Annotated in this window: 21 protein-coding genes; 3 read left to right on the top strand and 18 right to left on the bottom strand. The window is 49.7% G+C overall.

Annotation, left to right across the window (positions count from 1 at the left end):
* Window positions 1-81 precede the first annotated feature (81 nt).
* Complete coding sequence (locus tag PXY01_RS07210; protein WP_127568853.1) at window positions 82-387, bottom strand: DUF6509 family protein; 306 nt, start codon at window positions 385-387, stop codon at window positions 82-84.
* Window positions 387-2,327 (bottom strand): ATP-dependent DNA helicase, encoded by a 1,941-nt coding sequence (locus PXY01_RS07205; RefSeq protein ID WP_127568733.1) that lies wholly within the window; start codon window positions 2,325-2,327, stop codon window positions 387-389. Before PXY01_RS07205 ends, PXY01_RS07210 begins: the two co-directional genes overlap by 1 nt.
* Window positions 2,328-2,557: 230 nt before the next feature.
* Between PXY01_RS07205 and PXY01_RS07200 the strand changes: the two genes are divergently transcribed.
* The 3 genes from PXY01_RS07200 (at window position 2,558) to PXY01_RS07190 (ending at window position 5,312) form a co-directional block, all read left to right on the top strand.
* Complete coding sequence (locus PXY01_RS07200) at window positions 2,558-3,457, top strand: decaprenyl-phosphate phosphoribosyltransferase (RefSeq protein ID WP_127568731.1); 900 nt, start codon at window positions 2,558-2,560, stop codon at window positions 3,455-3,457.
* Between the two features lie 219 nt (window positions 3,458-3,676).
* Window positions 3,677-3,892 carry a hypothetical protein gene (locus tag PXY01_RS07195; RefSeq protein ID WP_246027823.1) on the top strand — a complete coding sequence of 72 codons (216 nt, stop codon included), beginning with the start codon at window positions 3,677-3,679 and terminating at the stop codon, window positions 3,890-3,892.
* 133 nt (window positions 3,893-4,025) lie between these two features.
* Window positions 4,026-5,312, top strand: a complete 1,287-nt coding sequence (locus PXY01_RS07190; RefSeq protein WP_127568729.1) for a DUF6080 domain-containing protein — start codon at window positions 4,026-4,028, stop codon at window positions 5,310-5,312.
* Between the two features lie 53 nt (window positions 5,313-5,365).
* Here the strand turns inward: PXY01_RS07190 and PXY01_RS07185 are convergent, their stop codons facing one another.
* The 16 genes from PXY01_RS07185 to PXY01_RS07110 form a co-directional block, all read right to left on the bottom strand.
* Window positions 5,366-5,845, bottom strand: coding sequence for a LysM peptidoglycan-binding domain-containing protein (locus PXY01_RS07185; protein ID WP_127568727.1), 480 nt, complete (start codon window positions 5,843-5,845; stop codon window positions 5,366-5,368).
* A 65-nt stretch (window positions 5,846-5,910) separates the two neighbouring features.
* Window positions 5,911-6,459 (bottom strand): GNAT family N-acetyltransferase, encoded by a 549-nt coding sequence (locus PXY01_RS07180; protein WP_127568725.1) that lies wholly within the window; start codon window positions 6,457-6,459, stop codon window positions 5,911-5,913.
* Between the two features lie 28 nt (window positions 6,460-6,487).
* Window positions 6,488-7,432, bottom strand: coding sequence for a cysteine synthase A (cysK, locus tag PXY01_RS07175; protein WP_127568723.1), 945 nt, complete (start codon window positions 7,430-7,432; stop codon window positions 6,488-6,490).
* 31 nt (window positions 7,433-7,463) lie between these two features.
* A complete protein-coding gene (locus tag PXY01_RS07170; protein ID WP_127568721.1) occupies window positions 7,464-9,275 on the bottom strand; it encodes an ABC transporter ATP-binding protein in 1,812 nt (603 codons plus the stop codon).
* Window positions 9,250-11,013: an ABC transporter ATP-binding protein gene (locus PXY01_RS07165; protein ID WP_127568719.1), complete on the bottom strand. Its 1,764-nt coding sequence runs from the start codon at window positions 11,011-11,013 to the stop codon at window positions 9,250-9,252. Before PXY01_RS07165 ends, PXY01_RS07170 begins: the two co-directional genes overlap by 26 nt.
* 220 nt (window positions 11,014-11,233) lie before the next feature.
* Window positions 11,234-12,205, bottom strand: a complete 972-nt coding sequence (locus PXY01_RS07160) for an aldo/keto reductase family protein (RefSeq protein ID WP_127568717.1) — start codon at window positions 12,203-12,205, stop codon at window positions 11,234-11,236.
* A 32-nt stretch (window positions 12,206-12,237) separates the two neighbouring features.
* Window positions 12,238-13,611 carry an LLM class flavin-dependent oxidoreductase gene (locus tag PXY01_RS07155; RefSeq protein WP_127568715.1) on the bottom strand — a complete coding sequence of 458 codons (1,374 nt, stop codon included), beginning with the start codon at window positions 13,609-13,611 and terminating at the stop codon, window positions 12,238-12,240.
* Between the two features lie 36 nt (window positions 13,612-13,647).
* Entirely contained in the window at window positions 13,648-14,400 is a 753-nt protein-coding gene (nfsA, locus tag PXY01_RS07150; protein WP_127568713.1) for an oxygen-insensitive NADPH nitroreductase, read from the bottom strand.
* 213 nt (window positions 14,401-14,613) lie between these two features.
* Complete coding sequence (locus PXY01_RS07145) at window positions 14,614-15,996, bottom strand: ABC transporter substrate-binding protein (RefSeq protein WP_127568711.1); 1,383 nt, start codon at window positions 15,994-15,996, stop codon at window positions 14,614-14,616.
* Between the two features lie 35 nt (window positions 15,997-16,031).
* Window positions 16,032-17,354 (bottom strand): LLM class flavin-dependent oxidoreductase, encoded by a 1,323-nt coding sequence (locus PXY01_RS07140; protein ID WP_127568709.1) that lies wholly within the window; start codon window positions 17,352-17,354, stop codon window positions 16,032-16,034.
* Window positions 17,355-17,378: 24 nt separating this feature from the next.
* Complete coding sequence (locus PXY01_RS07135) at window positions 17,379-18,767, bottom strand: ABC transporter substrate-binding protein (protein ID WP_164744323.1); 1,389 nt, start codon at window positions 18,765-18,767, stop codon at window positions 17,379-17,381.
* A gap of 28 nt (window positions 18,768-18,795) precedes the next feature.
* A complete protein-coding gene (locus PXY01_RS07130) occupies window positions 18,796-20,112 on the bottom strand; it encodes an LLM class flavin-dependent oxidoreductase (RefSeq protein WP_127568705.1) in 1,317 nt (438 codons plus the stop codon).
* 180 nt (window positions 20,113-20,292) lie between these two features.
* Window positions 20,293-21,267 carry a carbohydrate ABC transporter permease gene (locus tag PXY01_RS07125; RefSeq protein WP_127568703.1) on the bottom strand — a complete coding sequence of 325 codons (975 nt, stop codon included), beginning with the start codon at window positions 21,265-21,267 and terminating at the stop codon, window positions 20,293-20,295.
* Window positions 21,268-21,288: 21 nt separating this feature from the next.
* Entirely contained in the window at window positions 21,289-22,143 is an 855-nt protein-coding gene (locus PXY01_RS07120; protein WP_127568701.1) for a carbohydrate ABC transporter permease, read from the bottom strand.
* Window positions 22,140-24,413 carry a DUF5696 domain-containing protein gene (locus PXY01_RS07115; RefSeq protein ID WP_127568699.1) on the bottom strand — a complete coding sequence of 758 codons (2,274 nt, stop codon included), beginning with the start codon at window positions 24,411-24,413 and terminating at the stop codon, window positions 22,140-22,142. Before PXY01_RS07115 ends, PXY01_RS07120 begins: the two co-directional genes overlap by 4 nt.
* Window positions 24,410-26,560, bottom strand: coding sequence for a YIP1 family protein (locus PXY01_RS07110; protein ID WP_246027822.1), 2,151 nt, complete (start codon window positions 26,558-26,560; stop codon window positions 24,410-24,412). The genes PXY01_RS07115 and PXY01_RS07110 overlap by 4 nt, the downstream gene beginning before the upstream one ends.
* Window positions 26,561-26,582: the final 22 nt, after the last annotated feature.

The following is a 26,582-nucleotide window of genomic DNA, read 5'->3' as shown; positions in this document are numbered from 1 at the left end:
AGAAAATACGTCAGACGAAGCGATATAAGAAAGCCGCCACGAGCAGCGGCTCTCCACAACTAGCTTAATGAAAAGACCATTCTAATTTTCGTTCGCAGCTCCCGCCTCCAGCTGCTCGAGGCAAAACTGTGCGAAGCCGGCAAGCTCTTCATCCTCAAGGTCAATCTCCAAATAGCGGTCGGTCGAACGCTCGCGAAGCTCATATTTTACAATACGAGAGCTGCTCTCCTCGACTCCGAAGATGACACGAGCATACACGCCGCTCTCGCAGTAAAGCTCATCATCTTCCGGCACGTCGAGATCGAGAATGAACTCATATCGTTGACCTGGAATAATGCCGAACGGATCTTTAATTTGTTCGATGCTGTATTCGGTAATCGTTAACATCATGTGGTCACCCTTTCTACGGTTGAAGGCAGGAAACGCATAATTTGCTCAGCGACCTCCTGTCGGTTCAGCTGCTGGCCATATATCGTCACGATGCCTCGGTCTTCGCGCGTCCGAATTAACCGACCGATCCCTTGCCTCATTCGCAGAAGCATATGGGGCATCTCAACGTCTCGGAACGGATCAACTGCATCCTTCCGCTTTGCGTCGAAGACAGGATCACGCGGCGGGAACGGCAGCGACCAGACGAGGACATGCGACAATGACGGTCCCGGAATGTCAAGTCCTTCCCATAGCGTCACTGCGCACAGCACGCTGCTCTCATCGTTCTGGAACTGCGAGATCAAATAGCTGATCTCTGCTGATCCTTCATAAAGGAACCGGAACTGTCCCGATGAAGGAAGCCGCTCCGCTTCGCTGCGGAACTGATTCAGCTGCTCAAACGAAGGGAACAAAATAAGGGAACCGCCCTCAGACAGCGCCAATCGCTGCAGCACATGCACCGTTTTATCTAGAGCTGTGACCGGTTCCGAATATAAGACAGCTTGCATTTGCGCCTCATAATCGTATGGCGATGCCACGCTAAACGACAAGTATTCACGAATGCCAAGGCTGCGTGCGATGTAGTCGAACGAACCGTCGACCGACAACGTCGCTGATGAGAACACAACTGGCATTTGTCGTCCGAACACTTTATCGGCCAAAATTTCTTTCACCTTCCGCGGCATGATGACAAGCGTTACACCGCCATCCGGATCTTCCGTTACCCACGAGATGAGCAGCTCCGGCTGCTTGAACAGTGACAAAGCGAGCTGAATTGTCTCCAGATGCTCCTCAACGATCTTTAATTGATAGTCGTCAATTGTATGCAAGCCGCTTTCGAAGACGAGCTCCTCCTCGATGACCGACAACAGCCCGCTGAACCGGTTGATTTCTCGCTGAAGCTTGTCGCTTAATACGATTTCCTTGCGGCTCGAATCTGGCACATGTACACTGCTATGGTGCAGCAGCTCGAACAGCGACTCACTCGCATGTATGGCATCCTCTATAGCATAAGCAAGAGATTCCCTAATTTCGCCATCTAGCAGCCGCGTTATAATGCTTTCGAACAGTGAATGCTTCAGCTTGTACGTGAGCGCATTCTGCGCTGCGGTCTCAAGCAGATGCCCCTCGTCAAATACGACGGAGCTGTGCTCAGGCAGCAACGGCAGCTGACCTTCCCGCTTCCTCGCGTCATACGTCCATACGTGCTCCATATAGAAATCATGCGAACATATAATTATATCCGCCGCCTTGCGATAATGCTCTCGCGACAGCGTCTGCCCGCACCGATGGCGCTGGCTGCACACGAGACAGTCCTGGAATACATCCCAGCCGATGAGCTTCCATTGCTCGTCCGACAGGTCCGGATACTCTTTACGGTTGCCGTACGGATAGAACGACTGCATCGTATCCGGACGATGAACGAAGGACGGCAGTCCATTATAGATCGTGTCGTACAATTCAGCGTCGTCACCATTTGCTCTCATTTCATCGAGCTTATTTAAGCAAATATATTGATCTGGTGACTTGCCGAGCCGTGCATCGATCGTCAACTCCAAATGCCTAGCTAGCTTGGCGATATCCCCTTCCGGTTTCACCAGCTGCTCAATCAACGACTCGTCAGCGCATGCTATGACAGCAGGCTTGCGAGTATAGCGTGCATAGCAAATGGCGTACAATAAATAGACAAGTGTCTTGCCTGTACCAACTCCAGCTTCGGCGAATATCGTCTTCTTCTCGGAATATGCTCGCTCCAGTTGAAACGCCATATAAATTTGTTCGTCACGCACCTCGAAACCCGCTTCGGGCAGAAGCTCATAAAATACGTCAGCGATCCAATCGCTTGCCTGCTGTATGAACGGGCTTCCGGGGTCGAATTGAAACGGATAAGTAGCCAATCGATTTAAGCCTCCACCTTGTCAGTTCATTCTATCGTCCTATTATACCTCACCTTGAACACGACTTACATCCAGAAGATGTAGAAAATATAATCCTAAAGTAATATGGGTCTTATTAACTATTTTAATGATATGAAGAAACTAATACTTGCTCTTCTATTCCTACTCATGCACAATATTATAAACTTTAGATTAAGGTGGTAATAATTATTCATGCATCAAATTCTAATATGAATTCGGCGCAGGGCGCTTATTCATCTGATATTTCTGTCATGCGGCTGTTATGGTCTCAGCTGCGTCCACACCAATGGACCAAAAACCTACTAATCTTCGCGGCGCTGCTGTTCACTTTCGAGCAAATAAACGTCCATAACGTATTGATTACGATTGCCGGGTATATATTGTACTGCCTCGTTTCGAGCTGTGTATACATCCTGAACGATTTCATAGATCGAGAGACGGACCGCAATCATCCAATCAAACGTTATCGTCCGATGGCATCCGGCAAACTGAATCCAGGACTAGCACTTACATTTGGCGTCTTGCTGCTTATTGGCTCCTTAGTTACAGCGGCTGCTATGCGTCCATTATTTGGGCTCCTGCTGTTTTTTTATTTTCTAATGAACCTCTTCTACTCGCTATGGCTGAAACATATTGTCATCATCGACATTATGATTATTGCGGCGGGCTTTGTACTGCGTGCAATCGGCGGCGCCATCATGATTGAGGTTTCCTTCACGCCATGGTTCCTGCTGTGCACACTGCTGTTGTCATTGTTCCTAGCAATAGGTAAGCGTCGCCACGAGCTGCTGCTGCTTGAGCAAGATAAAGACACGCACCGCGAAGTGCTAAAGCATTATTCACTCGCTCTGCTCGATCAGATGAACGGAATCGTGACAACCGCTACGATTATGTCGTATTCCTTGTTCACCTTCACATCTGGCCGCACAATACATCTGATGTGGACGATTCCTTTCGTCATTTTCGGCATTTTCCGTTATTTATATTTGATTCATATTGAGAAAAAAGGCGGTGCTCCAGATCGTGTGCTGTTCGAGGACAAACCGATTTTGTTCACCGTCCTTCTATACGGTGCCAGTGTCGTAACTATTGTGTCTGTGTTCGAATAATCATTCGTGCACCCGTTACGTCAACGTTATTTTAAAGAAGGGTTATGCCTATATGAAATATTTTGCCAAGCTGCCTGACGTCGATGCTGTAATCGGAACAAACCTGCGTCGATCGAAAAACCGATATTCAAGCACAATAGAAAGGAATGATTAACAAAGGTGAGGAGAAAGCGAGGCGTCTAGCGCAATATTTGGACAAGCATGGTGGATTAACGATCGATGCAGACCATTCGTGCGTCTACTCGGATTCATTATCCGATTGGCCTTGGCTCAGCTGAAAGCTCGCTTCTGAAACTAATCTCCGCAAGCCGCATACTTATGCGGGCGTTGCTCAGTCTAGCATGCTATGCTGCTGGTGCAATATTAAACATTTACCTGCTGAGACTTCTTCCTTATACATTGGTTGTACCGGCTAACGCACTAACCTTCGTATAGACCATGTTTATGGCTAAATGGGTTTTCGGCGAGCAGATTCGAGCGCTGCGCTGAGCCGATATTGCACTTATAATAAGCGGGATTGTTCTTCTCACTACGAACTAATGTTCAAATCATATGGAGGGCTATACATATGTCTTTCTATCGTTATGTCTTTCAATCGTCGAGGGATAACGCCGCTGCCTTGGGCATATGGCTCTTCCTTGCATTCATATACATGGTACTGAATGTTCCGTTCATCGAATACATGAATGCGAACGAGGCGGTGCTTCAGAGGCATACCCCATTTTATCATGTCCCGTTCACGCTCAATCTGTTTAATTTTGATCCGAGTATGTATTACGGCTATTCTAACGTTACGGTTATCCATCCGCTATTGAGCCTGCTAAGCGGCTTGATCACCTCAATCGCTTCACATGCTGGCAGCAATACATTCTACTTAGCCTTACAGAGCATCATGAACTCGGCAAGCGCTGTCATCGTTTTCTATTATTTGCGCAGAAGCGGCAATAGTGTCTACATCCCCGTCCTATGGGCCTTATGGTTCGGTGTCAGCTCCTACAGTCTGTTCACTGCTATGATTCCAGACTCATATGCATACGCTCAATTCGTCATCCTACTGTCGCTTCTATATTTGCAATACTGCAGGGCCCAAGAGCGTTCAGGCATCATCTGGAATGCGTGTTTCGCCGTCGCGAGCTTCGGCATTACTGCAACGAATGTACTCCCATTCATCGGAGCTTACGTCATCCAAACGTTTCGCAAACCAATTGCGGATTGGCTGAAGAGAACGCTTCTAACAGGAAGCACGGCACTTATTCTCCTAATTCTATTAACACTTATCCAAGGCTGGTCGAATAACGGAACAAGCTGGCTGTCGAACTGGAATAACAGTCTGCACAATGGCGGATACAGCTATACCGCTCCGTTCTCGTTCAGCGCACATTGGAAAATTGTCTATTCGATGCTGATCAATCCTGTTCTCACCCCTGTCACATCATTTATTGATCCGGATATTGCTGCGTTCGCTTCAGATCTGAATGCGCCGCATCCATGGTACGTCTCAGCCATCGGCTTCAGTCTGATCGGGCTCGCCGTTCTCGGTTTATTGAAGCTGTGGAGAAGTCGGGAAGTGTGGATGCTTGCTCTCTATATCGGATTAGCGATTTATCTGCATATTATTATGGGCTTTGGTCTTGCAGCGTTCCAATATGACATGTATCTGTACGCTGGACACTTCCTATTCGCGTTCTTCCTGCTCGGAGGTCGATTCGTAATCGAGCTTCGCAGCGGCAAGCTTAAGAACGGCTTAGTCATCATCTTGTTCGTATTCACAATCGCTACTTTGTTTCATAACAATATTCAACATTATCATGTGCTGGATCTCATAAAACAATCTTATTCTTCGCTAGCGGCCTGAAAAATTAGAGAGCACTGACAAGCATCTGCTTCGCCAGTGCTCTTTATTTTAGATCAATACGAATAAGGCGGCCTTTGCTGCTGCATCATTTGCGGAATTTGTGGCGCTTGCTGCCATTGGCCCGGTTGGACGACGCTGGGCTGAACTGCGCTTGGCTGACCTTGCTGCGCATCGCGCTCCAGATAGGTTTTGTGACAGTACATATGTGAGATTCGCGGAATGACAACCGTCTCACCTTGCCTCAGACTTTCCGGGCTCGTCAAGTGCGGGTTCGCTTCCTCCAGAATAGGATAAGGAATGTTATACGAATGAGCGACTTGCGCAAGCGTCTCACCTTGCCCCGCTTGGTGCTGAGCAAATACGCCCGTGTTACGATCCTCACCTAATTCTTCGCCTTCACGAAAGAACGGAAAAAAGAACGGCGAGAAGAAAAAGAACGGAAACAAAGCACGGCGCGGATAAAAAGGATGCGGAAACGGACGAAACGGCGGGCGGCCGAACCCTCCTCCAAACGGTGCAAAACCACGATTCATTTACTTTAACCTCCCGGGTCTTAGTTATACGTCTATACAGTATGACGGTGACACGGAAATTGCGCCTAGTCCGCTTTAATAAATTTCTCGTACCGACTATAACCGCCGCTTGCGCCGACATACTTATACCCGCATTCTTGATAGAACCGATTGAGCACTGCGTTAGACTCTATGCAGTCGAGCCTTATCCGGTCACAGCCCTCAAACTGAATCCCTGTATGAGCCCATTGCAGCATGTGACGCCCTAACTGCCTGCCGGCATACATACGGTTAACAGCAAGACGATGTAGATATACAGCACCTTCATGACCTTCCGCATCCCACAGCCGAATGTCCCATTCGCTCGGATGGCGCAGTATGGTTACGGTCCCAGCTAGCGTATCGCGTTCTCTGAACAAATAGACATCCCCGTTCTTAATCGACTGCGCCGTATTATGCTGATCTTCGCCGCTGAGCAGCGCGCCCCACTGCGCTGAGCCTTTGCTGCTAAGCCATTCAGCCGTTTGCACGAGCAGCGTCATGACGGCTGCAGTATCGCTCTCCTCCGCCTGCGAAACAAAGATGTCCCCCTTTATAATATACTTTTTAAAATTCGCCAAAAATCTAACCGTCATCGATACTCCTCCGTATTACATCCTTTAACTATAAGGCTTGATCCTGCTGATAGAGCACCGTCGACAAATACCGCTCACCGTTACTCGGAATGACAGCAACGATTCGCTTACCTGGGCCGAGCTTATCACCAAGCTGAAGCGCCGCATATACAGCTGCACCCGAGGATATGCCTCCCAGTATCCCTTCCTCTCTCGCTAAGCGGCGTGCGAACTCAAATGCAGAATCGTTATTGACAGGAATAATCTCGTCATAAATGTCCGTATTGAGAATCGAAGGCACGAAGCCAGCGCCAATGCCTTGAATTTTGTGCGGTCCGGCCGTTCCTCCTGACAGTACAGGCGATGCAGCCGGTTCCACTGCTGCAATATGAATGTTCGGATAATGCTGTCGCAATACCTCGCCTGCCCCGGTAATCGTCCCTCCTGTGCCGACACCGGCAACGAACCCGTCAAGCGTTCCGCCGATCGATTCGATGGCACGGACGATTTCCGGACCGGTCGTCTCCCGATGGATTTTTACATTAGCTGGATTATCGAACTGGGCCGCCGGAAAATATTCCGGATGCTGCTCAGCAAGCTGCTGGGCCACGCGAATCGCGCCCTTCATTCCTTCCAGTCCAGGCGTCAGGACAAGCTCCGCTCCATAAGCGCGAAGCAGGTTGCGCCGTTCCAGGCTCATCGTCTCCGGCATGACGAGAATTGCTTTATAGCCTCTTGCCGCCGCAACAAGCGCAATGCCGATGCCCGTATTTCCGCTGGTTGCCTCAATAATCGTATCGCCCTTTTTTAGTTTTCCGGATCGTTCAGCCTCCTCGATGATGCTGATTGCAATCCGATCCTTCACGCTGCTGCCAGGATTGAAATATTCAAGCTTCAAGTAAATGTCAGCGCTCGTATTCGGTACGATATTGTTCAGCTTCACAAGCGGCGTTCGTCCAATTAATTCTGTAATGTTATGAACGACCAAGCTCAAGTCTCCATTCCTCCTTCACCTTCGCTCTGTATTATCTTGAATTCTCATACAACTGACGATATTGTCCGCCCAAGTTAACGAGCTGCTCGTGCGTGCCTTGCTCCACGATTTCTCCACGGCTCATAACAAGAATTCTATCTGCCTGCTGAATAGTAGACAGACGGTGTGCAATAACGATCGTCGTCCGATCACGCGACACCGCATGAAGGGCTTGCTGAATGAGCTGTTCCGTCTGTGAGTCCAAGTTCGCGCTCGCCTCGTCCAGAATAAGCACTTTCGGCTTGAATACGAGTATTCTCGCGAATGAGATTAGCTGACGCTCTCCAGACGATAGCCCGCTCCCCCGCTCCGACAGCCTCGTATCGTAACGATCCGGTAGCCGCTCAATAATAGCGCTTGCGCCTACGAACTCGCATGCAGCTACAACATCCTCTCGGCTGATTGATTCATCGAACAGACGGATGTTGTCGATAATGGTCCCGGAATACAGATATGGATCCTGCTGAACTAATCCGACAATTCGGTGAAGCGAAGCTTGGGGAATATGACGGATGTCGCAGCCGTCAATTCGAATGGCCCCTTCTTGTACGTCATAAAATCTGCACAGCAGACTGACCAAGGAGCTTTTGCCCGCTCCCGTCGTTCCGACAACGCCGATCATTTCGCCGGGGGTAATTGTTAACTGTAAATTCCTTATGATGGGTACGCCTGGCTCATAGCCGAACGAGATATGATCGAATTCGATTTGGCCGCGAACGTTGTCCTCATTCCAATTCGGGTTTATTAGAATCGGATCCTTAACATCCGGTTCGCTGTCAAATACGGTCCAAATTCGAGAAACAGCAACCGTGGCGGACTGCAACGTATTCCACTGCTGGGTAATCGTATTAATCGGTTGAAAAAACTGACGGATATAAGTGATAAAAGCGTACAACACTCCGAATGCAAGATGCTCGCCCAATACAGCACTGCCTCCTACCCAAGTCACAAATGCAATTGACAGGTTGCTGAGCACATCAAATGTCCTGCCGAACAAAATATTCGTTCGAATCTCGCGAACATTCGCTTGGAAATACAAACCGTTACGTTCGTTGAACTGCTTCTCTTGCTCGCGCTGCTGATGGAACGCCTGCACAAGATTCATTCCCGACAAATTTTCCGCTACGAAAGCAACCATTCGCGACAGCCTCGTTCTCGCTATCTGGTAGGTGGAGCGCATGAACGATCGAAACCCGATGGCAATAAGCGAAATAATCGGCAGCAGCACTAAGCAATATAGAGCCAACCTTGCATTAAGATGAAACATCATCGCGATAATCAGCATAAGCGTCAATCCATCCCGGAACATACTGAGCAGCACCTGGTTAAAAAATTGGTTCAGCGCCTCCGTATCACTTGATATATGCGTAATGAGGCTGCCGCTCGACATCCGGTGGAAATATCGCATCGACTGCTTAAGAATATGACTGAACAGCTGCTTGCGAATTAAGCCGACGATGTTTTGACCGATACGCTGAAGCAAATTGTTCTGCAAATACGTAAAGAGAAAGCTTGATGCCGACAAAGTAAAATACGCAGCACAAATCACCAGAAGCCCTTTATAATCGTTATGACCGGCAAGCAAATTGTCGTCGATCGCGATTTTCATCAAATAAGGCTGTAGCAAATCGGATAGAATGGCGATAATCGTGAACAGAAACACGAGGCCAAACGATACAAGATGTGGTCTAACATAACGCGACAAGGCACGAAATGCAGATACATACTGTGGCTTCTGCTCCGGCAGGTTCGGATCGGACTTCTGGTCCAGCTGCCAATTATGAATAGCCTGTGCCGGTCGCATGCTGTTGTCCCTCCTCTTGGATCGCATGAAGCTCTGCATAAAGTCCAGGCTCCCGCAGCAGCTGCTCATGAGTACCACGCTGCACGACTGCTCCTTCGTCAACGACGAGAATAATGTCGGCATGCTTAATCGCGCTAATCCGGTGCGCAATAATAATTGTCGTCTTGCCTGCTCTTTCCTTCCGAATCGTGCTAATAATTTCTTTCTCCGTTACGGTATCGACCGCACTGACACTGTCATCAAGAATTAATAGAGGGGCATTCTTAATGAGTCCCCTCGCCAAGCTGGTGCGCTGGCGTTGCCCACCGGACAGCGTCATACCGCGTTCGCCAAGGCGTGTATCGAATCGGCTCGGCAGATTGACGATATTGTCATAGATTCGTGCTTGTTTCGCTGCCGTCTTCACCGCACACAGCTTGGCTTCACGGTTATGGAACGCGATATTCTCACGAATCGTCGTACTGAATAAGAAGCCGTCTTGCGGCACGTATGCAATTTGATTGCGCAAGCTTTCAAGCGTCATCTCACGAATATCTGTGCTGCCGAACAGAATTGTCCCAGGAGGTGGATCATACATCCGTAACAGAAGCTTCATTAGCGTCGTCTTACCGCTTCCAGTACGTCCAATTATGCCCAATGTCGCCCCCGGCTTGAGTGTAAGCTGAATGTTGTGCAGAGCAGGACGGGAGGACGGCTGGTACGCGAACGTTAGATTACGGATGCGGAGCACAGCGGCCGAAAGATTAACGTCTCGCGCGGATGCCGACTCGACAATCTCTGATTGCTCGGACAGCAGTCTATTTAATCTCTCCAGCGATGCTCTCGACCGTTGAATCGAATTAATAACGTTGCCGATTTGCTGAAGCGGATTCATCAACATCCGAACATACAGTGTCAAAGCGACGAAATGACCTAGCGTAATTCGGCCGTGGATCGCTAAATAACCTCCGAATGCAAGCGCGGTAATTAATGCAATCGTCCCCAGATACGGAACGAGTGCCTGAAATAACGAGGATACTCGAACGAGCAGCCGCTGATTGCGGCATATTTCGTCGACCGATGCATTAAAGCGACGTTCCATTACGTCTTCTACTGCGAATTTTTTCGTTACTCGAACGCCGCCGAACTGCTCTTCTGCCAGCTCCGTCATTCTCCCTAACGATTCTTGCACGGCTAACGACCGCTCGCGGATAAGCGGACCAAGATATATGACAATAAATGGGATTAGCAGCAGCGGAAACACTGAGGCCGCAATCAAAAAAAACGGGATGCCGCTTGATATCATTATCGCAGCAGCAGCAGCTAGCAGCATCGTTGCGTTCGCGGTCGCATTGAAGCCCATCGAGATCGATTCCCGGACCGCCGTTACGTCGTTCATGAAGTAACTGAGCAGCCTGCCAACTCCATTGTTAGAATAGAAACGTTCGCTCATTAAAGTAAAATGGTGAAACAACTTTCCCCGCACGTGAAATTCGAACTTGCGGCCGACATACATAACTAAATACATTGCACAGCCGTTGAATAGGACATGTCCTATACCGATTGCAAGCAGCAGCAGACTGAAGGATACGACTTTGTCATGCGTAAGGACGCCAGCGGCAAGCTGATCGGTGAACCGTCCGAGCACCTTCGGGAAATTAACATTTATCCAATTCGATACGAAATGAAGGGTGAGAGAAGCTGAATATACTGGCCAGGTCGTCATGAAGAAGCTTTTAATCAATTTCGTTGATTTCAATAAGACAATCACTTCCCGCTGTATGAGTAGGCTAATTAGCGTAGAGCTAGTCTGCAATTGATTGACTCTGTATACATGCAGCAATTTAGTTCGGATCTGACGATCATAAACGAATTAGCGGTCGAAAAGCCTGCATCATATGCAGTCTGTCTCACTCAACCATTCGGCAGGCAAGACCATTACTGCACACAATGCAGGCATAAGCACGAAATCTACTCGATTAGAACGAGCCGCGCACCGTTACCGGTTCATTATTGATGACCCTCGAAATGCGGTTTAACACTTCCTCATTAAGGACGACGCCGGAAGCCTTCACATTCTCTTCTACCTGCTCAGGGCGGCTCGCACCGATTAGGGCGCTTGCAACATTCGGCTGGCGGAGAATCCAAGCAAGCGATAGCTGGCTGACCGTTATGCCTTGTTCGCGGGCGATATCTTGGAGCTCTGCAACTTTTGCCAACCTATCCTCCGTCAGCTTGTTTTTGAAATTGTCATGCTTCACAGCACGGGAATCAGCCGGAATGGATCCCGCGGAATATTTGCCCGTCAGAATGCCTTGTGCCAGCGGCGAGAATACCACTTGGCCGAACCCTTTCTTCTCGCCGAGCGGTATAATTTCTTTCTCAATATAACGCTCGAACAAGTTGTAAATCGGCTGATTGACAACGATTTTGTCGAGCAAATATTTGTCCGCAATCGCGAACGCTTCCGTAATTTGCGCCGCCGTCCATTCGCTCACGCCGATATAAAGCACTTTACCCTGGCGCACCAGATCGTCGAACGCACGGAGCGTTTCTTCAAGCGGTGTGCTTGCATCGAACCGGTGACTATATAAAATATCGACATAATCGTGTCCGAGACGCTTCAGGCTTGCATTGGCAGACTCGATGACATGCTTGCGCGATAAGCCGCGGTCGTTCGGACCGTCTCCGATCTTGCCGTACACCTTGGTCGCCAGCACGTAGGACGAACGCTCGTAATCGCGAAGCGTTTCCCCGACGACACGCTCCGCTTCGCCTTTTGCATAGACATTAGCCGTATCAAAAAAGTTGATGCCAAGCTCATACGCTTTGCGAATCGACCGCACCGCGTTCTCCCGTTCAACATAACCTCCGTAAGTCAGCCAGCTGCCAAGACTAATTTCACTTACCTTCAACCCGCTTGCACCTAATTGGCGATATTGTACAGACATTTTAAATTCCTCCTAATCATAGATTCGTTTGTTTAAACCCAGTCGCTATGAGCCAGCGCCTTCTGTCCTTCTCTCGATGCGAGCCATCTCGCTCGGTTACGATTAACTGGACGTTCCAAGCCAAGGTTCTCTCGCAGCGTCTTGCCTTCGTACTCTGTTCGGAACAAGCCGCGGTTTTGCAGCTCCGGCACGACTTTGTCGACGAACGTTTCCAAACCTTTGTAATAAACGTGAGGCAGAATATTAAAGCCGTCAGCGCCGTTCTCCAGCAGCCATCGTTCAATGAAATCAGCCGTTTGCATAACCGAGCCAGTGAACGATACATGTCCGTGTGCAGCCGCGCTTCGGGCGATAAACTGACGAAGCGTCATTTTATCCCGAGCAGCTGCGTCAACGACGACCTCTTGACGGCTCGTAATGCCAGTAGTAATCGAGCCATACGGTTTCGCCTTGTCGACCGGCACCAGATCATCGAGCGAATATTCGGTTAGATCAACCGTGAAATAGTTAGAAAGTCGGCGAAGTGCCTGCTTCGGATTCAGAAGACTGTTGAATTCTTCCTCGATATCCCGAGCTTCCTTCTCCGTGTCGGCGACGATTGGGCATAGACCCGGCATAATCAGCAGATGTTCCGGTCTGCGTCCGTACTTCGCCAAGCGGGATTTAACGTCGCGATAGAAATTTTGTGCAGCGCCAAGCGTCTGTTGTGCAGTGAAGATGACCTCGGCTGTCTTCGCTGCGAGCTCCTTCCCGCCTTCCGACGAGCCGGCTTGCACAAGTACTGGATAACCTTGCGGCGGTCTTGGAATGTTCAAAGGCCCTTTAACGTTGTAATACTTGCCTTTGAAATGTATCTCATGCACCTTCCTACGGTCGAGCGCTACATCGTTCACTCTGTCGTATACGAGCGCATCCTCTTCCCAGCTGTCCCACAGCTGCTTCGTCACCTCGACGAATTCATCCCCAATCTCATACCGCGTCGACACATCGGGATGCTCAGGCCTTGACAAATTGTCGGCATCCTCTTGGGAATGGCCGGTAACAATATTCCATGCCGCTCTCCCTTTGCTAATATGATCCAGTGAGGCGAACTTTCTCGCAACGTGATACGGATCGTTATAGGTTGTACTGACCGTTGCGATGAAGCCAATATGCTTCGTTAAAGCAGCGATCGCCGACAGTAGCGTGAACGGCTCCAGCCTGCGGCCGAAGCCCGAATAGTTGTCCGCCATGAACAAGGAGTCGAACAGCCCACGCTCTGCAATTCTCGCAATGCCGACGTAATAGTCGAGCTCCAGATCGGCCTTCGGATTCGAATCCGGGTGCTTCCAAGCGGCCGAATGATGTCCGGATCCTCTCATAAACACGTTGAAATGTGCCTGCTTGCGTTGATTCCATCCACTCATATGCTGCGCACCTCTTCTCTAGTCATCCCTAAAGCTCTAGCTCAGGTCGAAGCCGCGATCCTGCAGAAAGTTTCGCATATGTCCGCGAAGGCGTCCGCCATCAAAGCGGCGAACCATTTCTCTCGACCATTTCGTCTCTACCTCTCCGCCTTTGCCGCCTCCGCGGCGCGTCGCATAGTACGTGCGAGTCGTCTCGTCATATTCCTCTATCGCACCGACAACTCGATCATGATGATATGTCTCCTCATGCAGAAAAGCGCGAAGCGGAAGTCGAGGCCGAATATCCGGCTCTTGATCGGGCACGCCAACACATAGTCCGAATACGGGATACACCAGCGGCGGAAGCTCCAGCAGCTCGCTGACCGCCTGCGGATTGTTCCGAATGCCGCCGATATAGACGGTGCCGTATCCGAGCGATTCCGCAGCGATGACAGCATTCTGTGCAGCCAATGTCGCATCGATCGTCGCCAGCAGAAACAGCTCTGTATTCTGCTGCAGTTCCGTTTCTTCATGCAGCTGAATCGCAGCGCGAATCTTGTTCAAATCGGCAAGCCAGACGAAGAACAACGGACTTTCTTCAATATGCTTCTGATTGCCGGCCAGCCCTGCCAGCACTCGCCTGCGCTTCGCATCTCGTACAGCAACGACGCTATAAGCTTGAATGTTCGATGATGTTGGCGCAGCCTGGGCGGCTAACGCAATTGCCTGCAAATGTTCATCCGATACCACATCGTCCTTGTACTTGCGTATCGACCGATGTGCTCTCAGCAAGCGAATCGTGTCGTTCATCTCTTCCTTCTTCCTCCTGTCAAAGCCGGCAGTCCGCATCCAATAAAAAACCGGAGACACAATTAGCGGTGTCTCCGGTGGTCCGGCAGGCTATTATTCTTATAATTCCTATCAATTTAGTTTAATTATAACAAGCTAAATTTACCATTATCCATCACTACTGTCAATATGAATAATCATTCAGTAATCATTATATCCAGCCTAGACTACTGCTTATTGTTCGCCAATTGTCGCCCGCAGCGATTCAACATCCTTATTAATGGCTTCGGTCGCTTTGCGGATCGCTGAATTGACATCTAATCCGTTAACAGCCATATCTGCTGCCGCCTCGGTCAGACGAGCGGAAATCTCTGTCTCATAGGGGTGGAAATAATGCTCCTGAAGCGGCTCGCCGACAAATACGTTTTGAACGGTTTTGCCTTGCAGCACCGGAATCTCCAGCCCGTACTCCTTCACCAGTTCTGGGTTTATAATAGCAGGTACCCGGCCATTACGTGAAAGAATGCGCTGACCTTCGTCGGATAAAATCTCGGCAATGACCTGGAACGCTTCTTCCTTATGTTGGCTCTGAGTATTGATTGATAACGAATGGATTTGCGCTTCCCTCGTCTTGCCCAATTGATCCTCAAAGTTCGGTGCTGGCGCAATGTCCCAATTAAACTCAATGCCTTGCTGGCGCAGCTCCTCAAGCGGGCCAACCATATTAGCCAGCCACGTAACGCGCATAGCAACGGTCTGCTCCTTCATAAACTGATCACGTCCATACTCCCACACACCATCTCGCGAAACGTAACCCGGTATTTCGAAAATTTGCTTATTCAATTCGAAAATGCGATGCCATTCCGGCGTATCGATCGCCGCATTACCCGTTTCACGATCCAAGTATGGCAGTCCCAGCCCCTTGGCCAAGCCTGTTAAGTTATCGACCGACAAGCCGACGTAATGGACACCGTTCTCGGTCCGCGTCAGCTTCTTCGCGGTTTCAAGCACCTGATCCCAGGTTAGCTGCTCACTGGTCGGATATTCGACGCCGAATTTATCGAATATATCTTTGTTATAATAGAGTACGTGCTGGTTCGAATTGAACGGGATTGCGAATATCTCCCCGTTGTCCCCAAGCTCCTCAATATAATTCCACAGAATCGGTTTGATGCGGCTCGTATCGAATTGATACTGATCAATTAAGCCGCGCAAATCTTCATAAACGCCTGTACGCTTTATTCTTTGGTGAGTCGTGGAAGTTGAATATATAATGTCAGGTGTATGCGTCGTCAACACTTCTTCTGGAGTCGTTGTCGCTGCTGGCGTAATCCGCTCGATCGTCACCTTTGGATATTTGGCATGAATCGGATCGGCAATCAACGTTTTGAATTCTGTATCCGGCAATGTTCCGCTCGTGCTGTAGAACGTCAGTGTCAAGGGCTTGCTGCCCAGCTTGTGCTCATCAGCAGTGGATGAATTCTTTATATTAGTGCCTGTATTCGTGTTTTCCGTATGGTCTGCGTTCGTTGCCTTCTCCCCTCCCCCATTACCGCCGCAAGCGGATAAAATAGACAGCAGTAATAGTGCAGTAATGCTGTTCGCTACTTTCTTCATCTCATGCTCTCTCCCTTAGATGACCATGTTAGAATTTATTGATAAGCTTTCGCCCAGCGGCGGGCGTTCTCCGGGCGCTTCAAGCCAAGCCTATCGCGCAACGTTGTGCCCTCATAGGCGGTACGGAACAGTCCGCGGTTTTGCAGTTCCGGGATCACTTTATCCACGAAAATTTCAAGTCCGCTCGGATACACTTGAGGCATCACGTTAAAGCCATCTGCCGCTCCATTAACAAACCATTCCTCAATTTTATCCGCCAGTTGGATCGGCGTTCCCGTGAACGTGAAGTGTCCGCGCGCTCCGCCGAGACGTCCAATGAGCTGCCGCAGTGAAAGCTGCTCGTCACGGATCAAGTCGAGAATAAGCTGATGACGGCTTTTGTTGCCGTTCACCTCATCGGTCGTTCGCAGCCCTTCAATGGTCAGCGGCTCGTCAATTGAACGAGCAGACAGATCGACGCCGAGACGCTCTGACAAATTGCGGACCGCAATGTCCTTATCGATAAACTCGAACAGCTGGTTCTCAATTTCATGCGCTTCGGATTCCGTCTCTGCGAGAATCGGACTGATTCCTGGCAATATATGAAGCTCATCATTCGTGCGGCCGTACTTCGCAAGACGTGATTTAACGTCATGATAGAACAGCTGAGCGCTTTCGATGCTCTGATGGGCGGTGAAAATTACTTCTGCGACCTTCGCCGCAAATTCTTTTCCGCTTTCAGATGAGCCCGCTTGAACAAGCACCGGATAGCCCTGCGGCGGCCGGGCGATATTAAGCGGGCCTTGCACCTTGTAATACTTGCCTACGTAATTAATCGTATGAATTTTGCTTTGATCGTACAGTCTGCCTGACACCTTGTCGTTCAGCACCGCATCGTCCTCCCAGCTGTCCCACAGCTGCTTGACGACCTCGACAAATTCATTAGCGTCTTCATACCGCTCCGCATGCGCAGGATGCTCCTCCAGTCCGAAGTTATGTGCAGCTGAGCCAGCGCCTGTCACGATGTTCCAGCCAGCGCGTCCTTTGCTGATATGGTCGAGTGAGGCGAACTTGCGTGCGACATGGAACGGCTCGTTATAGGTCGTTCCGACTGTGGCGATCAAGCCAATATGCTTCGTCCGGCTCGCGAGCGCTGCAAGTTCTGTGAATGGCTCAAGCTTGTTCGATCGACCGACATATCCATCCGCAAGAAATACCGAATCCAGCAGTCCGCGCTCGGCCGTTTGCACGATGCTAAGTATATGTTCAAAATCAAGATTTTTGTCCGGTCTCGCTTCAGGCAATCGCCAGGACGCCTCATGATGGCCCGTACCGAATAGAAAAGCATTCAAATGCAGCTGACGTTTCGATTTACTCATCGTCATTCCTCCTCTTTCTGACTATTACTGGCCTATCGTCGTTTTTAATGTTTCGACATCTTTATTGATCGCTTCCGTCGCTTGACGTATAGCCGAGTTCACATCAAGGCCGTGAATGGCCATTCCTTCTGCCGCTTCTGTTAATCGAATCGAAATCTCAGCCTCGTACGGATGTTGATAGTGCTCCTGAATTGGTGTGCCCACGAAGACGTTTTGCACTGTTTTGCCCTGCAGAACCGGAATATCCGCGCCATACTCCTTCTCAAGCTCAGGATTAATGATCGCCGGCACACGGCCATTTCTCGCAATCGTTCGCTGCCCTTCATCTGACAAAAGATACTCCAGCACCTGGAAAGCTTCATCCTTATGCTTGCTTTGGCTATTAATCGATACGGAATGGATTTGCGCTTCTCTCGTCGTACCAAGCTGATCTTCGAAATTCGGTACTGGCGCTATATCCCAGTTGAACTCAACCCCTTGCTGGCGCAGCTCCTCCAGCGGACCGACCATGTTCGCCAGCCAAGCAGCACGCATCGCAATGTTCTGATCCTTCATAAAATGATCTCGAGTCCAATTCCATGTGCCGTCCGGAGCAACATAACCCGGAATTTCGTAGATTTGCTTCAGCAGTTCGAATACTCGGAGCCATTCCGGCGTATCGAGCGCTGCCTGCCCCGTTTCACGATCTACATAAGGCAGCCCGAGCGACTTACCAAGCCCTTGCAGGTTGTCCACTACAAGACCAACATAGTTGACGCCGTTCTCCGTACGTGTCAGCTGCTTACCCAACTCAACCGCTTCCTCCCATGTCATTTGCTTCTCAGTCGGATAAGGAACGCCGAACTTGTCAAAGATGTCTTTGTTATAGTACAAAATGTGCTGATTGACGTTGAACGGCAGCGCGTAAATCTGATCGCCTCGGCCTTTGGTTGCGTCTTTGATATAGTTGTAAGCAATAGGCTTAAGGCGGCTTTCATCGAAATTGAACTTTTTAATAAGTCCTCGTAAATCCTCGAACGCTCCCGTACGAATGAGCCGCTGTGATACACTCGTGAACAATATGTCCGGCGTTTGCGTCGACAGTACTTCTTCCGGTGTCGTAGTCGCGGCCGGTGATATTCTCTCGATTGTAACGTTCGGATATTTCTGATGAATCGGATCGGCAATCATCGTCTTGAATTCAACATCTGTAAACGTTGGTCCACTCGAATAGAACGTAAGCGTAAGCTTCTCATCGCCCAGCCGCTTAATATTTCCACTCGGCTCTTCCTTCGCGCTTGCTTCCACTATCTGCCCGGATCCGGCTTGATCCGTGCCCTGTTCCTTCTCGATCTCGCTGCCGCTTCCGCCCCCGCAAGCCGTTAATAGGGCTGCGGTCACGAACAGCATATTAATGGTTCTATTTGGTCTCATCTTCATAACGGCCTCCTAACCTTGCCTGTCATTGTCGCTGCAAACGCCGGACATTCGCCGGCCGCTTCAACCCTAGGCTATCGCGCAGTGTAGTGCCCTCGTATTCCGTTCGGAACAAGCCGCGGTTTTGCAGCTCCGGAATAACCTTGTCGATGAACACCTCAAGCCCTGTCGGAACGAGCTGAGGCAGTACGTTGAACCCGTCAGCCGCATCGTTACGGATCCATTTCTCAATAAAATCAGCCGTTTGCAGTACCGAACCGCTGAACGTAATATGCCCGTGTCCGCCGTTACTGCGGTACAATAATTGACGAATGGTAAACCCTTCACGTCTTGCCGGATCAAGCACCGCGTCCTGACGACTGCGAATGCCGTTAAATTGCTCGGGCGGCTTCGCTTTATCGAGCGGTACCGGATCGTCCAAATCGTATTCCGTCAGATCGACCGTAAATCGTTCGGACAAGCTCTGCAGCGCCCGCTTCGTATCGACGTATGAATGAAGCTCTGCCTCGATATCCTTCGCCTCCGCTTCCGTGTCCGCGACGATAGGAGCAAATCCCGGCATGATGACAAGCTCGTCCACGGTCCGTCCATATTTCGCTAGTCTTGATTTCACATCAGCATAGAATTCACGTCCTGCTTCGAATGTCTGCTGCGCGGTGAAGATCACTTCCGCAGTCTTCGCGGCAAGCTCCTTACCACGCTCGGAAGAACCGGCCTGCACGAGCACTGGATAACCTTGCGGTGGACGAGGAATATTTAGCGGCCCTTTCACCGAGTACGTGCGGCCCTTGAAATGAATCTCATGCACCTTGTTGGAATCAATCAAACGCCCATTCGCTTTATCGTAGATAAGCGCATCGTCCTCCCAGCTGTCCCATAGCTGCTTCACCACTTCGACGAATTCTTCGCCCGTATCGTACCGCTCGGAATGCTCAGGATGCTCATCCCGACCGAAATTGTGCGCCGCCGAGCCTGCACCGGTTACGATATTCCAGCCAGCACGTCCGCCGCTAATATGATCGAGCGATGCGAACTGGCGAGCGACGTGGAACGGCTCGTTATAGACAGTACCGACCGTTGCAATCAGTCCAATATGCTTCGTAACGGAAGCGAGCGCCGAAAGCAGCGTGAAGGGTTCGAGCTTGCTGCCCGCTCCGGCATAGCCATCGGCAAGAAATATCGAATCGAGCTTCCCCCGCTCCGCGAGCTGCGCCAGCTGTGCCAAGTAATCAATATCCAGCTCAAGTTCTGGCTTGGAGTCAACGTGACGCCATGCCCCGGCATGATGGCCTGTCGCTCTCAGAAACACGTTCAAGTGAGCTTTCCGTTTGTTCTCGCTCATTCAAATACACCTCAATCTCAATCATATTTAATCCTAAACGCAAATAACCGAAAGCTGCTTGATGAAGCAACCTCCGGTTATCCGGTCGATTTAAGCACTATAACCGTTAAATCTTATAAGCTTAATCAGGATTAATGCTTTAAAATTTAACATTATTGTTTTTATTTGTCAAATCATTTTTTATTCAACCAATCCAGAGCGCTCTACCCCTTCAATGAACCAGCGCTGCATAACGAGATATACGACCAATAGCGGCATAATAATTAAAAAGGACGCCGACATCTTTATCGATTCAGCATATACCGTAATTTCACCGGCTCCAGCCGCTTGCGCCATCTCTCCGGCCATTCGAGCCAATGTGATGGACAACGGTACATTTTCTGCGGTAAACATGAAGAGTGACGGGAAATAGAAATCGTTCCAGTTCCAGACGAACGCGAACAACAGCACAACGACAGTCGCCGAACGGGATATCGGAAACATGACACGGAAAAACATTTTGAACGGTCCAGCCCCGTCGATGCGCGCCGCTTCGTCCAACTCCTTCGGTAATGTGGAATAGAAGGAACGGTAAATGATGACGAACATTGCTCCTTTGAGCCCATGACCGAATAAAGCAGGAACGACCATTGGCAAGAATGTGTTCATCCAGCCGAACTGTTTAAACAGCATAATCGTCGGCAGAATCGTCACTTGCGGCGGCATAATAAATGTGAACAGAAGCAGCGTTCCACACAGCTTCTTCAACGGGAAGTCTAGTCTTGCGAACGCATACCCAGCAATAGCGCATGAGAACACCTGCAGTACCGATACAGAAGTGGCAAGCGAGACGCTGATGAAGAAGCTCTTACCGTAATGCAGCATCTGGCTCGCTTCCTGCAGATGCCCGGTATAAATCGAACGCGGTACCCAAATAACCGACGGATCAAGAATATTTTTCGCATCCTTCACCATCGTTGTAACCATATACAGAATCGGCTTCAAATAGATGAAGGCCACATTAATGAGAATGGAATAAACAACCAATTTAAATAATAAGCCCTTGTCGATCTCCGTGCCGAGCACCCGGTAGCGCAGTATCTCCAGGCGGCTGCGCAGCTTCGCACTAAGCTGCCAACCGATAGATAAACCAGGACGTTCTCTCTCGATCTTCACTTCGTCCCCCCCTAATCGACATCATCTGCCAGACAGCGCTTTATCCACTCTTCTATAGAGCAGGAGCGTGAGCATGACGAATATCAAAATAATCGAAAAATAAATCCATGCCAGTGCACTTGAGCTGCCATAGTTCGTCGTATTCACCTTGCTAATGATCGGATTGGACGGGAACGTGAACAGATCTACAACGGTGTACATCAAATTCAGAAAGATGTAAGGAACTAGACCGGGCAGCGTAATCGTCCAGAACGTATTCCAAGGGTTAGAGCCGTCGATGCGGGACGCTTCATACACCGATGCCGGAAGCGTCTGTCTGCCGGCAAGGAATATTAAAATTTGAACGCCAGAGTACCACAACACAAGCACGAATGAGCTTAAGACATTCTCAATCGGCGAAGCCCATGCAGCCGGCATATACTCCCGGAGATAATAATCAATACGAAGCTCTTGCATCATGCTGAGCGAGCCTTCGCCTTGTGTGATAAATTCTTGCACGATCTGTCCGGAAGAGAATATAACGGGCAAGAAGAAAATGACCCGAAACAGCGTACGACCTCGAAACTTTAAGTTCAACAGTATAGCGACGAACAAGGAGAAAACGAGGATGATTGGAATCATCATGAGCGATTGCTTCAGGAATGGGATTAACTCCTCATACAATAGGCTGCCATTGGCGACGAGAATTTCCCGGTAATGTTTAAAGCCGATGTACGCATACTGCGTTCGATTCACCTCAATTTTGACCTGGTGAAAGCTCATAAAGAGGGAATAGCCAAGCGGAAATGCGACGAACGTCACAAAGCCGAAAACCCATGGCGCGATGAACAGTGAGCCCTCCAGCTTACGCAGCGTGCTTGCCTCTAGTCTCCTCATCTCGTCTCCCCTCCCTGCTTCACCGCATACCCATGCGCTGGAACGACCAGATTGCCTGTATCATACGGTTCGTCATTATAGTTGACCAGTACGCTATAGCCCCCGTCATATACCGTTTCGTTCACACCCGGAGCGATAAAACGATGCTGTGTAATAACGCAGTCCTTCACCTGCGCAAGCACGGCATTCACTTGCTTGTACTCATCCGAAATGCGGCTGATCCAATTCGTATAATCCAGGCTGTAATACCATAATGAGTATGATCGGCGCATATCGTCCGAATTGTCGCCGCTGACGATGTAAGCAGGTGAAGCACCGTACTCGATGCTGCGTAAAAATTGGCTTTGCCATTCATCCCGAATATTCGACCATTCCAGCGTATACGTACGCAGCCCATGCAGTACGATGGCTGCGAACGGAATCGGCTCCGTAACGAATACGTCATACGAATAATCGCTTGCAAGCTGATGGACGTGATCAACGGTATCTAAAGCGTAGAAATTAACATTACCTGTTGACACGGAGCCTAACGTCTTCCTCGTCTGCTCCAGAATGTTTCGCTGAATAGAGACCGTATCGCTTCGGCTGTCCTTGTACCGGCTGTTGAAATCGGTATTTAACTGCTCACCGATGCCATTCTCGAAATAGATGCCGTCCGCTCCCAGCTTCTTGTAGCGGTTCAGATCGGAGCGAACGACTTTCTCATAAAAGCCCGGACTGACATAATAGGCCTCTTCCTGCTCGTTCTTCGGCTCCTTCTGCTCCTTCAGCACTGTACCGGCCATATTGCGTAGCCCATCCCTTCTCCACCAAAACCTATCTTCTCCATTATTATTAAGCGTATAATTAGCCGTCAGGTAGACAGGAATATTAAGCGAATGCGCATAATCGATGAACTTCTTCATGCCGTTGTTTCCGCCAATTCTCTTATCGACCGGAAAATAGCCGCCCTGCGAGCTGTAACCGTCCTTCTGCCAGCCTGCATAATGAACCTGAATGTTATGAATGCCCAGATCATATACACTTTTAAGCAGCGCGGCTGCCTCGTCGGTCGTCGTCGCCTTCAAGTAGGAATCGGTAAACAGCCCTTTCTCGATGTCGGCTCCGACGATGTCCAAATAGAGAGGAATGTCATCCTTGGTGGACGGGATCGGCTTCACCCCCTGTTCACTCATCAAGTAGTTACGGTACACAGCCGCCATCCCTGAGTAATCGCTCGCAGCTCCTGTGAGCGGATAATATCTGGTTGCCCTGCCCTCGGATACGAACCGTTCGCTGCTATACATATAGAACCCTTCACCTGTGCTCCTGCTGACCGATTGATAAAACTTTTTCCTATACTGCCACTCCGTCGTCACCCAATTCGATCGGCCGACAGCACCGCCTGGTGCAGCGTAGATGTTCGCGTAAGCTTCACCTTCCGTAATAATCGACAAGAACGACTGATCACCCGACTTCATGCCATATACGGGCATCGTAATGCGCTGTCTGTCGGTCTCCTCGTTATAGAACGACAGATCTTGCCCGTACACACTCTCGTCATACGTTAGCTGAGGCATGATCCGCTTTTCGTTGAACCGGATCAAGGAGCCCGTACCGTCCGGAAGCATAATGTAGCCGTCTTGCCCGACAGAAGGCTCAGCGCCGAACAGCGGGTACAGCTTCACATTCAACAGGCTCAGTTCACCTTCCATTATTCCAGCGTCAATGACTCTCGTCTCGACGTAATCCGAATGAAGTGTTACTTCGACCGGAATTTTCATTTGCGCCTTCGGAAAAGCGAACGTAACGTTGAAGCCGTCTTCCTTCATCTGAAACTGCTCCAAATAACCGCCGGTATCAATAAGTCCGGCCGTGAATGAGGATGACTTATAATTTCTTGCATTCACATACTCAATTAGAATGGGCGACAGAAGATGATTTTTCCATGTACCGGTTGCTGTCTCCTTCGGCCATTGGTGCGGATTCGGGTACGATCGCCAAATGCTGCCCGTCGCTTTGTCCACCAATTGAAAATGGGAAGTAGAGCGGTCAACTAGCAGCTTAAGCTTGTCGTTCTCCGCAGCCGTATGGAAGCTGGTCTCCTGTGGAATAACAGCTTGATACAGCTGCCCCTTCGCATCAAATTGGATGGATGTCGACGTGGTGTCCGTCTCCTTGTCTCTCCAAGGATTCCATATTTGCAGCGAGAGCCAGCCGATCAAGAGCAGCAGCAAGGCCGTCGTCGCTGTCTTCGCTATCGTTGCAACCGGAAGCTTGCGGCTCTTCATCGGATGATCACCTCTTGATAAATCGATTTAATAAAATTAACAAGCTCATAGCTTAAACTGATAAACAAGAAGATAAGAATAACAATAATAAGAAGCGTAAAAATCGACACAACAATAACGAACAGCGATTCAATAAACGTATAATTATGAATTCCTTGTACCATCCACACAATCAGTAACACAACCCAGATGATCATGACCAACCGGAAAAATTGATAGATCGCTGACTCATCCAGCGTCAATGCATTAGACAGATAGGTTACAGGTATCCCAATAAGAATAATCGGAAATAATGCATAGCTGCTTCCATAAAATACGTCGCGGAATCGACCTTCCCCACGAAGCAGAGAGCTCACCAAGTAGTTCGAAATGACCCAGCCTAGCCACAAGCCGTAAAACTGCACCATCTTAGGCAGCAGGTCAACGCCGTCATGGATTTCCGGTTGAAAGATGAAGCTTGTACCTGCCTGCATATAACCGTACGCCGCCCCTGCTGCGATAAGTAATATTAAGGTGCCGAGCAAACCTGCTTTGCTCTCATATCGGATACTATAAAAGCCATCTATCGGGCTGCGAATAATAGTGAACGTATGGCCCAGCTGCCTCACTAGCGTAAGATCCACTCTTGTCCAGCTTATACGGCCAGATGCCGGCAGCAGCTTCCCAGACCATCTACCCCAGGCAAGAAACAGGACCGCTGCAATGAGGGCCGCATTCATCACAAGACCGAAGTTGTTCTGGAACCAAATAAGCCGGTTCTGCCAGAACGAATCGGAGTAGCCGTTAACAACGCCGGCTTGGTCATACAGCTGCGCCGCAAGCTTGAAGTCCTGCCGCTTATAGGCCGCCTTCGCCAGCCCGATCAGTGCCGGTGTATACTGGGTATTAAGCCGGTGAACCTCTTGCCAGATCGGTTCGCTTTCCTCATATTTCCCCTCCTGTGTGAGAGCGTTCGCTTCGTGTACAAGAGCGCCAAATTCCGATAATCGAAGCACTTGAATGAGGTTGTTCGTGTTATCAAGCACATACAAATTTCCTTTGGAGTCGTTAGCGATGGCTGTCGGCGTCTTAACGACGCCGATCTTAGAAGTCGCCGGAACGACATCCCCACCCCAGAAAAACAGCAAATTGCCGTTCTGGTCGTATTGACTAATGATATTCCACACCGAATCGACGACCGTCATGTTACCCGATTGATCGACAGTAATGTCGCTCAGCTGCGGATTCATATCCGTCTGACGATGATGCAGCACTTCACCATAGGTTCTCACGGGCATGACCGAGGCGTAGTCACCTTTGCCGCGCAGCTGGTCCAGTCCCGCGATATTCAGCTTCTTAATTTGATCACTTGCCACTTCCTTAGTTACCGTATAGATGAAGCCTTCGTGGTCAATCGCCGTATTTGCAATCGCCCCGGGCAGCTTTTTCAGCTCGCGTTGGTACATTTCCCTCGTATACACGAAACGCTTAAACGCGTCGAACATTGAGAACGATACTTTATTCGGACCAAAGAAAGAAACGAATTCCCCTTCTGGATCGAGCTCCAGCAATCCCTGGTACGCACCTAACGATGCAATGTACAGAAAGCCGCGCTTGTCGACGACCATGTTGACAGGATCGTATTTGAACGATGCCGGAATATATTCTGTATCCGGACGGCCGAATTGCTTCAGCAGCTTGCCTCGAGCATCCAGCCGTACGACTCTGTTATTACCGGTATCCGCGATATAAATATCGCCGTTCGTATGGACGAATACGCCGCTCGGCTTTTTGAGCGGACTCTCCTCAACCTTAATCTGGCGGACATATTCCCCATTACTGTCCAGCTCTACAATCCGATTATTGCCTGTATCGGCGATATACAGATGATCGTTGCGATCGATGAATAAATCCTTCGGTTGATTGAGCTGCAGCGTTGCGGCGCCGTTCTCCTCTGTCTTTGCCTGATCCGGAATAGCCGCATTATAGCCAATTATGCCAGCCGGAATATAGGCTGCCTGCGTATGGATAAGCTGGCCGAAGCCATCCTTATAATACGTTTCATAAGGCAGCTGCGATGCCGCTGCCTGAGGAAGCGGAAGCACGGCGGAAATTGCAGCTGCAATGGAAAGTCCGATCGAGAACATCCGCAGCGTCCTGCTTTTCAAGCGACCTCCCTCCTTATTAAAG

The sequence above is a fragment of the Paenibacillus xylaniclasticus genome (genome assembly GCF_004001065.1).
Classification (GTDB): Bacteria; Bacillota; Bacilli; order Paenibacillales; family Paenibacillaceae; genus Paenibacillus_T; species Paenibacillus_T xylaniclasticus.
Note: the sequence above shows the minus strand (reverse complement) of the source record. Positions and strands in the feature narration are given on the sequence as shown.

Coding starts and splice junctions, on each gene's coding strand:
- PXY01_RS07210 (WP_127568853.1), bottom strand. CDS start 387: ATGTTAACGATTACCGAATACAGCATCGAACAAATTAAAGATCCGTTC.
- PXY01_RS07200 (WP_127568731.1), top strand. CDS start 2,558: ATGAATTCGGCGCAGGGCGCTTATTCATCTGATATTTCTGTCATGCGG.
- PXY01_RS07195 (WP_246027823.1), top strand. CDS start 3,677: ATGCAGACCATTCGTGCGTCTACTCGGATTCATTATCCGATTGGCCTT.
- PXY01_RS07190 (WP_127568729.1), top strand. CDS start 4,026: ATGTCTTTCTATCGTTATGTCTTTCAATCGTCGAGGGATAACGCCGCT.
- PXY01_RS07185 (WP_127568727.1), bottom strand. CDS start 5,845: ATGAATCGTGGTTTTGCACCGTTTGGAGGAGGGTTCGGCCGCCCGCCG.
- PXY01_RS07180 (WP_127568725.1), bottom strand. CDS start 6,459: ATGACGGTTAGATTTTTGGCGAATTTTAAAAAGTATATTATAAAGGGG.
- PXY01_RS07170 (WP_127568721.1), bottom strand. CDS start 9,275: ATGCGACCGGCACAGGCTATTCATAATTGGCAGCTGGACCAGAAGTCC.
- PXY01_RS07160 (WP_127568717.1), bottom strand. CDS start 12,205: ATGTCTGTACAATATCGCCAATTAGGTGCAAGCGGGTTGAAGGTAAGT.
- PXY01_RS07155 (WP_127568715.1), bottom strand. CDS start 13,611: ATGAGTGGATGGAATCAACGCAAGCAGGCACATTTCAACGTGTTTATG.
- nfsA (WP_127568713.1), bottom strand. CDS start 14,400: ATGAACGACACGATTCGCTTGCTGAGAGCACATCGGTCGATACGCAAG.
- PXY01_RS07145 (WP_127568711.1), bottom strand. CDS start 15,996: ATGAAGAAAGTAGCGAACAGCATTACTGCACTATTACTGCTGTCTATT.
- PXY01_RS07140 (WP_127568709.1), bottom strand. CDS start 17,354: ATGAGTAAATCGAAACGTCAGCTGCATTTGAATGCTTTTCTATTCGGT.
- PXY01_RS07135 (WP_164744323.1), bottom strand. CDS start 18,767: ATGAGACCAAATAGAACCATTAATATGCTGTTCGTGACCGCAGCCCTA.
- PXY01_RS07130 (WP_127568705.1), bottom strand. CDS start 20,112: ATGAGCGAGAACAAACGGAAAGCTCACTTGAACGTGTTTCTGAGAGCG.
- PXY01_RS07120 (WP_127568701.1), bottom strand. CDS start 22,143: ATGAGGAGACTAGAGGCAAGCACGCTGCGTAAGCTGGAGGGCTCACTG.
- PXY01_RS07115 (WP_127568699.1), bottom strand. CDS start 24,413: ATGAAGAGCCGCAAGCTTCCGGTTGCAACGATAGCGAAGACAGCGACG.